The sequence below is a fragment of the Haematobacter missouriensis genome, assembly GCF_000740775.1.
Classification (GTDB): domain Bacteria; phylum Pseudomonadota; class Alphaproteobacteria; order Rhodobacterales; family Rhodobacteraceae; genus Haematobacter; species Haematobacter missouriensis.
Window position 1 is genome coordinate 21,177 of sequence record NZ_JFGS01000038.1, and the last position, 10,183, is coordinate 31,359.

Consider the following 10,183-nt stretch of genomic DNA (forward strand, 5'->3'; position numbering starts at 1 on the left):
ACGCGCATAACAACCCGTCTCCGCCATGACCGCAAGCATTGATCCAGCCCGTCTCAGACCCGTTCCGGCGGTCCTCTCCATTGTATTGCGGGAAGGAAAGGTGTTGCTCGTGCGGCGCGCCAATGCGCCTGATGCGGGCTTTTGGGGCTTTCCGGGCGGCAGGATCGAGGCGGGCGAGACAGTCTTTGCCGCTGCGGAACGTGAACTGATGGAGGAAACGAGTGTCACAGGCGTTGCCTCCGCCACTCTTACCGTGCTTGATGCGCTGGACCGCGGAGAGGATGGGACGCTTCGCTTTCATTATGTCTTGGTGGCCGTGGCCTGCCGGTGGGTGTCCGGTGAACCGGTCGCTGATGACGATGCGCTGGATGCCATGTGGGTTGCAGTCAACGACATTTCCACGCTCGATCAGGTGAGCGACGATGTGGAGCGCCTGGCCCGGAAGGCAGCAGGAGATGCTTGCCAATCGTAGTGACCGCGGCATCATCGGGGAAATGTGATTGCAAGTGGACGTCATGACAATTCCCCGCCATCCTAGGTTTATCGCGTTTTTCTCGGTACTCGCCCTCGGCTGGGGTGGGCTGGCCTTCTTCATTGACTGGCCCGAAGCGGTTATCCTCGGATTCGATCTGTCGGCGGTAATATTCATTGCGAGCTGCCTCCCGCTCTGGCTGGAGGAAGACGAGAAGGCTTTTCGCGCCCGCAAGATCCGTGATGACGGCGGCCGGTTGTTCCTCGCGCTGACCGTGACAGTCGTTCTCCTGATGGTACTTGTGGCGCTGACGCTGCTCGTTGGCGGCAAGAGCGGGATAACGGGGGCGGATCTCGTGCTCGTTACTACGACGCTGGCAATAAGCTGGCTGTTTGGAAGCCTCGTTTATGCCTTCCATTATGCGCATGTATACTATGACGAAGAAACGCGCCCCGCTCTGGATTTTCCGGGTGACGAGGCGCCGCTCTTTGCCGATTTCTGCTATTTTGCGCTGGTGATAGGGATGACCTTTCAGGTGTCGGACGTCCAGATCACCACCCGCCGCTTCCGCCGCCTTGCGACGCTGCATGGAATCTTGGCCTTTTTCTTCAACCTTGGCGTCGTGGCGTTGACGATCAATGTCGTGGCGGGCGTGCTTTAGAAGGCTGCTGAAAAAGGCTTTCTGGCCCGTGTTAGAGTGGAAATCGTTCGCGATGCAGCGAAATCCGGCCAGAAATCCCTTTACGTCCGAACGTTTCCGCACCGATTTTCCGATTTCCGACACATAGGCACGACACTTCTGAACTTTTTCATCAGCCTGTTAAATCATGTCTGGATAGAGGATGCGCAACTCGTCCAGCAGTTCCACGAAGCGGCGCTCTGGCGGGGTGAGCGGGGTGAGAGGGTTGCTGACGAGAAACACATCCGCCCCCAACGGTTGATCCGTGATCCGGAGTGGCCACAGGCGGCCCCTTTCGACCTCCTCCGCCACGCTCATGAGGGGCAGAAGGCCGATACCGAGGCCGAGGGAGATCATCCGGCGCACCTCTTCCAGACTGCGACTGGATCCGCTGATGCGGTTGCCGAGACCAAGGCCCTCCCGCAGCATGATCATCGGCTCCAACCCGAACCCTTCCGTCGCACATTCGAAGGCGATGAAGGGTTCACGTGCCAGTTCACGGACCGTCACTTCCGCCTGGCCGTAGAGCGGATGCTCGGTGCCGCAGAACACCACGAACTCCTCCCGGAACAGCAGTTTGCAGTCCAGCGTGATGATGGGTTTTGTCAGAAGGCAGATGCCCAGACCCGCCTTCTCCTGCGTGATGCGACGAACCGTGTCCTGGCTGTTCTGAACATCCACCATCCAGGTGATCGAGGGATACCGCTGATGATAAAGCCGGATCGTCTCGTCAATCAGGGTCGAGTTTAGAGTGCTGAGCGTCTGAAGACGCAGTTCACCGAATTCTTCCGCGTTGCGGTCTTCCGTCAGATCGGAAATCCGGTCAACACAGCGGAAGATTTCCGCGCATTCCTGATAGACCTTCTCACCACGAAGGGTCAGGCCGAAGCGGCGACTGTCGCGGAATACGAGCTGGCAGCCCAGCTGCTCCTCCAGCCTCTGGAGGGCAACGGTCACGCTCGGCTGGCTGAGAGAAAGCCGTTTCGCCGCGCGGGTGATGCTTTTCTCCTCCGCAATGGCGCAGAAGGTGCGAAGCAGGTTCAGATTCATATCGCCGAGCGGTGTGCGGGCGGGCATGGCGGCTCTGCTTGGGACGGGGAGCCCTGCTCTAGCGCGAACGCTGCCAGAGGTCCACCGTCTCCAATCCGGGGGTTGGCCGGGACGCCGGGCCCTTACGCCGACCGCAGCCCTTTCAGGAAGCTCGCCAGATTGTCACCAAGGCTCGGCTGCATGTAGCCACCCTCCTGCACCGCCAGAGTAGGAAGGCCCAGAGCGACAAAACGCTGCCCGATCTCTGCAAAGCCCGGCGTGGTCACGGCAAGCCCGCGGAAGGGGTCATTCTCATGCGCATCGAGGCCGAGCGCAATGACCAGCGCCGTCGCCCCATAGGCCCGTACCTGGCCAAGCGCGATGTCCAGCGCGGCGAGGTACCCGTCCGTTCCCATACCGCGTGGCAGCGGCAGGTTGACGTTGTAGCCCAGGCCGCGACCGGCTCCGGTCTCCTGCTTTCCGCCGGCATAGTAGGGGTAGAACTGCGCGGGATCGACATGGAGAGAGATCGTCAGAACATCGTCCCGGTCATAGAAGATGCCCTGCGTGCCGTTGCCATGGTGCACATCGATATCGACGATGGCCACGCGATGCCCGCCCGCGCGCAACCGCTCCGCCGCGATCGCCGAGTTGTTGAGGAAGCAGAACCCGCCTGCCAGTTCTCGGTAGGCATGATGGCCGGAAGGACGACAGAGCGCATAGGCCTTTGCCTCGCCCGACAGGATCAACTCCGCGCCGGTGACTGCGGTCTGGGCAGAGCAATAGACGGCCTCCCATGTCGCCGCGGATACCGGGCAGGACGTGTCTGCATTGAAGAACCCGATCTGCGCCTCCGATTCTTCGGAATAGAACATCGTCCGGTCGGGGCAGAAGCGGCCGGGCACCACTTCTTCGAGATCGGGGACCAGCGCGACACGACGATCCCAGATGGTGCGCAGGTAGTCGAGATAACGCGGCGTGTGGACTGCGGCCAGGGGCGCCATGCCGTGATCCTTGCTGGCGACAAGCTCCAATCCGGCCGCCGCCGCGCCCCGCAGCAATTCGGCCACCCGGTCGGGCCGGTCGGGATTGAGCACGACACGTCCGTTCTCCAGCCGGAAGCGGGGGTCGTGGGCGCGCTGGCGTTCGTCGAAGATGGCCTTCATCATATCCTCACGGTCTCGTTTGGGAGGGGCGGTCAGTCCGCCGCCTGTCCGGTAAGCTCAAGCCCCGGCGCGGCGGCCAGCAGGCTTTGGGTGTAAAGTTCGCGCGGGTTGCGGAACACCTGCTCCACCGGCCCTATTTCGACGATACGACCCTTCTGCATGACGGCAACCCGGTCGCAGATCTTGCCAGCCACGCGCAGGTCATGCGTGATGAAGATGAGCGTCAGGCCAAGCCGCGCCTTCAGATCCTCGAGCAGATCCAGCACTTGGGCCTGCACGGAGACGTCAAGCGCGGACACCGCCTCATCGGCGACCACGATTTGGGGGTCGAGGGCGAGGGCGCGGGCAATGCCGATCCGCTGACGTTGCCCGCCCGAGAATTCGTGCGGATAGCGGTCGATCGCACTTTCGTTGAGCCCGACCAGCGTCAGAAGTTCGCGCGCGCGGGCCAGTGCTGCGTCGCGGCTCTTGCCATGCGCCATCGCGCCTTCGGTCAGGATCCGTCCAATGCGGGAACGTGGGTTGAGGGAGGCATAAGGATCCTGAAAGATCATCTGGATGCGTCCGCGATGACGTTTCAGCGCAGCCCCTCGAAGGGTGGATATGTCCGTGCCGTCCATGGTGATCGACCCGGTATCGGGTCGGGCAAGTTGCACGATCATCCGCCCGAGCGTCGACTTGCCGGAGCCGCTTTCGCCGACGATCCCCAGCGTTTCGCCTCTCAGCAGGTCGAAGGAGACGTCGTCGCTCGCCCGCACGACTCGGTCGCCGCTGGTGAATTCCTTGACCAGATGGCGCACCTGAAGGAGCGGCGGCGCTTCCGGGACCGGGTTCGCGGCCAGATCGACCTTCGGGATCGCGTCGATCAGACGGCGGGTGTAGGGGTGGGACGGACGCTTCAGAACCTGCTCCGCAGGGCCGCTCTCCACCAGCCGTCCCAGTTCCATGACGGCAACATCATCGGCGATCTCAGCCACCACGCCGAAATCGTGGGTCACAAACATCACCGCCATGCCGTGCCGCTGCTGCAACTCCCGGATCAGGGTCAATATCTGTGCCTGGGTCGTCACGTCCAGCGCGGTCGTGGGCTCATCGGCGATGAGCACGCTTGGCTCCAGGGCGAGGGCCATGGCGATCATCACCCGTTGCCGCTGGCCGCCGGAAAGCTGGAATGGATAGGCGAATTGCGCCCGTTCCGCGTCGGGAATGCCGACCTCCTTCAGAAGCTCCAGCGCGCGGGACGCGCGTTCGCCGGGGACGAGCCTTCCATGAGCTTCGAACACCTCTGCGATCTGCGCCCCAATCCGCATGAGCGGATTGAGCGCGGTCATCGGTTCCTGAAAGATCATCGCGATCTTTGCCCCACGAAGCGAAGCCCGCGCCGCTTCGTCCAGATGGGTGATATCCGAGCCGTCCAGCAGTATGCGCCCGCTGGTGATCTTCACACCCTGCGGCAGCAGACCCATCACGGCATTTGCGGACATGGATTTGCCCGAGCCGGATTCACCCACCACGCAGAGCGTCCGTCCACTGTGGAGCGTGAGCGTCACATCCTCGATTGCATGGGGGCGGTCGGCGCCCTTGGGCAGTGCTATGGTGAGGGTCTCGATACGGAGTGCGTCCTGCATGTCGGGCCTCACGATTTTCGCCGCGTGAGGCGAGGATTCAACGCGTCGTTCAGGCTCTCACCAATCAGGTTGAGCGCCAGCACGGTGATGACGATGGCCGCGCCCGGCAGGAAGGATAGCCACCACGCCTGCCGGATCACCGTCCGCGCCGCACCGATCATGTAACCCCACGACAGCAGGTTGGGATCCCCCAGACCCAGAAAGGACAGCGAGGATTCCAGAAGGATCGCGCTGGCAACCATCAGAGAAGCCATGACGATGATCGGAGAAACGGCGTTCGGCAGCACCTGTCCCAGAATGATGGATCGGTTGGACAGGCCCTGAAGGATCGCCGCCTCTATATATTCGCGTTTGCGCAGCGACAGCACTTCCCCCCGCACCAGCCGTGCGACCGGCGGCCAGGAGACGATGGCGATGGCGAGAGTGATGGACACGACGGACGGCTCGAATATCGCAACCAGTACGATGGCGAGCGCAAAGCTTGGCACCGTCTGGAAGAACTCCGTCACTCGCATCAGAATGTCATCGACCCAGCCGCCGAAGTAGCCCGCCAGTGCGCCCACCGGTATGCCGATCAGCAGCGCCGCGAGGGTGGAGACGAGGCCGACCAGCAGCGATACCCGTGCCCCGTGTGCCAGACCGGCAGCCACATCGCGCCCCAAGGTATCCGTGCCCAGAGGATAGGCCATGTTCTCGAACGGCGGCAGGAATGGCCGCTGCACCATCCTCCATGGATTGCCGGGAAAGAGCAGCGGGGCCGTCACGGCGATGACAACCACCAGCAACAGAAGCACAAGCCCGATCACGCCGCCCTTGTTTGTCGCGAAACGTTTTAGGAAATCTTTCATCGACTCCTCCTAGCGCTCGAGCCGGATACGGGGATCGACGATCCCGTAAATGACATCGGTGATGAGGTTGAACACGATCACCATTGCGGCGGAGATGAAGAAGACGCCGAGCAGCACGTTGTAGTCCCGCTGTGTCAGCGCTTCGAACATGAGCCGTCCGATGCCGGGCCAGGCAAATACCGTCTCCGTGAGCACCGCGCCGCCCACAAGCTGACCCGCCTGAAGGCCCGCCAGCGTCACGATCGGCAGAAGCGCGTTACGGAGGATGTGCCGACGCTCGATCACACCAGGGGCAAGTCCCTTGGCGCGGGCGGTCTTGACGAAATCCATCTGGGCGACCTCCAGCATGGAGGCCCGCGTCATCCGCGAATAGACGGCCATGAAGAACAGGCCGAGCGACACTGCAGGAAGCACCAGATGCGCCGCGATATCTCCCATCCGGGCAAGGCCCGTGAGGTTGGAACCCACGGTCTCGTAGCCGAAGGGCGGCAGCCATCCCAGCGTCACGGAAAAGAGCAGCACACCCATCAGAGCCGCCCAGAACAGGGGGGTCGCATAGAAGAGAAGGGCTATGGAGGAGATCAGCGTATCCGACCACCGTCCCACGCGGCTTGCAGCCAGTACACCGGCAAGCACGCCCAACACCAACGAGATCACGAAGGCCGTTCCCGTCAGCAGCAGCGTCGCGGGCAGGCGGTCCATGATGAGGTCGATCACCGGCATCTGCTGGCGGTAGGAATATCCCAGGTCGAGCTGCAGCACGCCACTTATGTAACGCCACAGCTGGATGTAGAATGGCTGGTCGAGGCCGAATTTCTCCCGCAGTTGCTGCAGGAAGATCTCGTCCGTTGCACCGGCCTCGCCGGCCATGACCTTGGCCGGGTCACCGGGTGCCATATGTATCAGGATGAAGTTGAGCACCAGGATGGCCAACAGCACCAGACATGCCTTGACCAGCCGCGACAGAATGCGCGTGAGGAGTTTCATCGGTCTGCCCTGAACGGAAGTCCCACTGGGGACGGGGCGCACCCGCCGGTAAAAGGGGCGGGTGCGGGGCGGATCAGCGTTCGATATACGCGTTCTTGAACCCGTCGTTCAGACCGATGCCGGTCGTGACGAGATCCTTGATGTTGCAGCGCGTGATCGTCGGGAAGCCGAGATCCAGAAGCCACGCCACCGGTACGTCATCCGAAAGCTTGGCCTGAACCTCCTTGTAGAGCGCGGCGCGCTCCTCGGGATTGATGGTCGCGCCACCTTTCTCGAACAACGCGTCCACTTCGGGATTGGAATAGCCCTCGACGTTGTTCCAGGGCGATCCCTTGGCGATATTCGTCGAGACATAGTTCCGCGCCACGCCGAGCGCGGGGTCGCCATACTGGTAAAGGAATGTCGTGGACAGGTCGAAGTCCCAGTCCCCCAGCCGCTGGTTCCAACCCGCGACATCGGTCGCAACGATGTCGACCTTCACACCCACGTCCGCGAGGTTCTGTTTGATGACTTCCGCCAGGCGCATCCACGTCTCACCATAGGGCATGGGCACAAGGCGCAGTGTCTCGCCGTTGTAGCCCGACGCTTTCACCAACTCTTTTGCCTTATCGGGGTCAAAGGGGTAGGGCGACAGATCGGTATCGTTGAACTTCGTCGTTCCGGCGAAGGGGCCGTTTGAGACATTGCCCAACCCGTTCCAGAGCACATCCTTGATGAATTCGCGGTCGAGCGCATAAAGGATCGCCTGCCGAAACTCCTTGTTGGCAGTCGGCCCCTGACGGTTGTTGATCCACACCCACGATTGCGGCGAGAAAAACTCCCATCCCTTCTGCGTGACGCAGGTATTGTCGAGAGCGGTGAGCCGGGGAACGTCGAAGTTCTCCACCGCGCCACCCGGCAGAATATCCACAGTTCCCGTCTCGTAGGCGACTGCACGTGCTGCGGCATCCGGGATCACATGCCAGTAGATTTCATCCAGATAAGGCTTGCCCTCATCCCAGTAGTTGGGGTTCTTCTCCAGCCGGATGTAGGACCCCTTCACCCATTCCACGAACTTGAACGGGCCGGTGCCGATGGGCGTGTTATTGGCCGGGTTGGTCGCGAAATCCGTGCCTTCGTAGATGTGCTTGGGCACGATCGGCATGGAGCCGACTTCAAAGGAGTTGAGGAATGGGCCGAACGGCGCCTTCAACTGGAAGACCACAGTATGATCGTCAGGGGCAGTGATCGACTCGACATGGGTCAGCACGGCGCGGAAGCGAGGATGCGACTGGCGCAGGAAGACATCGGCGGAGAATACCACATCGGCGGCGCTGAACGGCGCTCCGTCGTGCCATTTCACCCCATCCTCCAGATTGAACGTATAGGTCCGCCCGTCCTCCGAAACCGTCCACGACTTCGCCAGGGACGGCATCGGGTTAAGATCGTTGTCGTAGCGCAGCAGTCCCTCATAGATGTTCCCGGCAACCATCTGGGTCGGGGCGTTCTGGAACAGGCCCATCATAAGGCTCGGTAGCTCAGGCTGAACGACGACATTTGCCCGTCCTCCCGCAACCGGGTCAGCAGAGGCTGTGCCGATGGCGAGGAAACCGGCTAGCGCGGCGGCGAGAAAACGGTTCATGGCAGATCCCTGTGTTGTTTTTGTCTTGGCCCGTCCGGGGCGCTCTTATGATGTGGACCCATTCTCCGCAACTGGCGGAAGGAAACAAATAGACTATGACTATGCCAATCATAGTTTAGGCAAATCACCAGGTGGGGTTGGCGCTGCCAACGAATTTCTGAATATTCTACAATATGTTAGATAAAAATCTGCAATGGAGCGTGAGTGATGGCTGACATTACCTCAGCCTATTTGTGATAGCTTGCTCCGTCTGCTTTTCTTACCGGAACAGCAGAAGGGGTGGCGCGATGACATTCAGGGGTGACAGCCGTGTGAACCTTGACCGGTTCTGGAACACGATGGAACGGTCGAACGAAATCGGTATTGGAAGACCTGGCGGGCTCTCGCGTCTCACGCTCAGCGATGCGGATCGGGAGATGCGCGACCTTTTCGTAAGCTGGTGTGAAGAAGCGGACCTGACCGTGGAAGTCGATGAACTTGGCTCGATCTTCGCGCGTCGAGCAGGAGAGTGTGACGATCTTCCGCCGGTGATGATCGGCAGCCACTTGGATACGCAGGTCAACGGGGGTCGCTTCGACGGCATCGTTGGCGTCCTCGCCGGACTGGAGGTGGTTCGAACGCTGAACGACCTCGGCCATGTCACGCGGCGCCCGCTGGTTCTCGTCAACTGGACCAATGAGGAAGGTGCCCGTTTCTCCCCCCCGATGGTTGCGTCTGGAGCGTTCGTCGGCAAATATCAACCCGATTGGGTGCGTGATCTGGTCGATGACGAGGGCATTCGTTTCGGGGATGAACTGGAACGTATCGGTTATCACGGTACGCGTTCGGCACGCGGTTGCTGTGTTGATGCATATTTCGAACTGCATATTGAACAGGGCCCGATCCTCGATGCGGAAGGGCGCACGGTTGGAGTGGTTACCGGCGGCTATCCCAGCCACGGCATGCGTATCCGCTTCGAGGGCCAAACCGCTCATACAGGGCCCACGCCTATGGACCTCCGCCACAATGCGCTGATAGCAGGCGCACGCTGGTTGACCGCAGTGGACGATATCGGCTGGGATTTCGCCGTTCATGATGGCAAAGCCACCGGATCGCGTTTGACCGCGTGGCCAAACAAGCCGGGCATCCTTTCCGAAACAGCGGAGTGCGTGGCCGATGTCCGTCATCCCGATCCCGTCACCGCCGGGGTGATGGCTGAAAAGATGCGGCGCGCTGCATTCTCCGCCGCGGCGATAGCAGGGTGTACGGCAGTTGTAGAGGATGAATGGTCTTGGGGTGGAGCGATCTTCGACCAAAGCCTCATCGATCTCATACGATCAGAGGCGATCCGTCAGGGCCACAACTGGCGCGATATACAGTCTCAAGCAGGCCACGATGCCTATCATATGGCGATGCATTGCCCTACGGCCATGATTTTCACACCCTGTCGTGGCGGCATCACTCACAATAACGCCGAGACCTGTTCCCCTGAGGATTTGCGCGCCGGAATGGATATCCTTTTGCACAGCGCCGTCACCCGATTGAACCGCCAGTATATTACATAACCATTCCTATCGTAAGTTGCATGAAGAGCAGGTGGATTTCATTTCGCAACCGTCATTGTGCGAGGATCGGATGTAAATTTGGGGCCCCTGACGGTGTGATCCCGGGTGGCCATCGAGGTCTAGGATTGAGGTGGAGTTTCGACGCTTCAACCTCAGGCCTAAGGAGCCCCCGATAATCACTGACCTGCGCCCCTTGTGTCCCTCGATCA

The 10,183-nt window shown here is 61.0% G+C and carries 9 protein-coding genes; 3 read left to right on the forward strand and 6 right to left on the reverse strand.

The features are described from left to right. Positions 1–25: 25 nt before the first annotated feature. Both CG51_RS16375 and CG51_RS16380 read left to right on the forward strand, forming a co-directional pair. On the forward strand, positions 26–472 hold the full coding sequence (locus CG51_RS16375) for an NUDIX hydrolase (RefSeq protein WP_035746813.1): 447 nt from the start codon (positions 26–28) through the stop codon (positions 470–472). A gap of 43 nt (positions 473–515) precedes the next feature. Next, on the forward strand, positions 516–1,133 hold the full coding sequence (locus CG51_RS16380) for a DUF1345 domain-containing protein (protein ID WP_051930765.1): 618 nt from the start codon (positions 516–518) through the stop codon (positions 1,131–1,133). A gap of 159 nt (positions 1,134–1,292) precedes the next feature. On the opposite strand, the gene CG51_RS16385 is transcribed toward CG51_RS16380, so the two are convergent. From CG51_RS16385 to CG51_RS16410, 6 genes are all read right to left on the reverse strand, one after another. Next, on the reverse strand, positions 1,293–2,228 hold the full coding sequence (locus tag CG51_RS16385) for a LysR family transcriptional regulator (RefSeq protein WP_035746814.1): 936 nt from the start codon (positions 2,226–2,228) through the stop codon (positions 1,293–1,295). A 95-nt stretch (positions 2,229–2,323) separates the two neighbouring features. Continuing rightward, on the reverse strand, positions 2,324–3,346 hold the full coding sequence (locus CG51_RS16390) for a histone deacetylase family protein (protein ID WP_035746829.1): 1,023 nt from the start codon (positions 3,344–3,346) through the stop codon (positions 2,324–2,326). A gap of 32 nt (positions 3,347–3,378) precedes the next feature. After that, the gene (locus tag CG51_RS16395) at positions 3,379–4,974 is read right to left on the reverse strand and encodes an ABC transporter ATP-binding protein (RefSeq protein ID WP_035746815.1); all 1,596 of its coding nucleotides are present in this window, start codon (positions 4,972–4,974) and stop codon (positions 3,379–3,381) included. A gap of 8 nt (positions 4,975–4,982) precedes the next feature. Next, positions 4,983–5,822, reverse strand: a complete 840-nt coding sequence (locus tag CG51_RS16400) for an ABC transporter permease (protein WP_035746816.1) — start codon at positions 5,820–5,822, stop codon at positions 4,983–4,985. A 9-nt stretch (positions 5,823–5,831) separates the two neighbouring features. Beyond that, positions 5,832–6,809 (reverse strand): ABC transporter permease, encoded by a 978-nt coding sequence (locus CG51_RS16405; RefSeq protein WP_035746817.1) that lies wholly within the window; start codon positions 6,807–6,809, stop codon positions 5,832–5,834. A 73-nt stretch (positions 6,810–6,882) separates the two neighbouring features. Next, a complete protein-coding gene (locus CG51_RS16410) occupies positions 6,883–8,430 on the reverse strand; it encodes an ABC transporter substrate-binding protein (protein WP_035746819.1) in 1,548 nt (515 codons plus the stop codon). 287 nt (positions 8,431–8,717) lie between these two features. Between CG51_RS16410 and CG51_RS16415 the strand changes: the two genes are divergently transcribed. Next, positions 8,718–9,974: a Zn-dependent hydrolase gene (locus tag CG51_RS16415; RefSeq protein ID WP_035746822.1), complete on the forward strand. Its 1,257-nt coding sequence runs from the start codon at positions 8,718–8,720 to the stop codon at positions 9,972–9,974. The last annotated feature ends 209 nt before the right edge of the window (positions 9,975–10,183 follow it).

What these genes read in the sequence shown, in the direction of transcription:
- CG51_RS16395 (WP_035746815.1), bottom strand. Translation starts at nt 4,974, where the DNA reads ATGCAGGACGCACTCCGTATCGAGACCCTCACCATAGCACTGCCCAAG.
- CG51_RS16410 (WP_035746819.1), bottom strand. Translation starts at nt 8,430, where the DNA reads ATGAACCGTTTTCTCGCCGCCGCGCTAGCCGGTTTCCTCGCCATCGGC.
- CG51_RS16405 (WP_035746817.1), bottom strand. Translation starts at nt 6,809, where the DNA reads ATGAAACTCCTCACGCGCATTCTGTCGCGGCTGGTCAAGGCATGTCTG.
- CG51_RS16390 (WP_035746829.1), bottom strand. Translation starts at nt 3,346, where the DNA reads ATGAAGGCCATCTTCGACGAACGCCAGCGCGCCCACGACCCCCGCTTC.
- CG51_RS16375 (WP_035746813.1), top strand. Translation starts at nt 26, where the DNA reads ATGACCGCAAGCATTGATCCAGCCCGTCTCAGACCCGTTCCGGCGGTC.
- CG51_RS16415 (WP_035746822.1), top strand. Translation starts at nt 8,718, where the DNA reads ATGACATTCAGGGGTGACAGCCGTGTGAACCTTGACCGGTTCTGGAAC.
- CG51_RS16400 (WP_035746816.1), bottom strand. Translation starts at nt 5,822, where the DNA reads ATGAAAGATTTCCTAAAACGTTTCGCGACAAACAAGGGCGGCGTGATC.
- CG51_RS16380 (WP_051930765.1), top strand. Translation starts at nt 516, where the DNA reads ATGACAATTCCCCGCCATCCTAGGTTTATCGCGTTTTTCTCGGTACTC.
- CG51_RS16385 (WP_035746814.1), bottom strand. Translation starts at nt 2,228, where the DNA reads ATGCCCGCCCGCACACCGCTCGGCGATATGAATCTGAACCTGCTTCGC.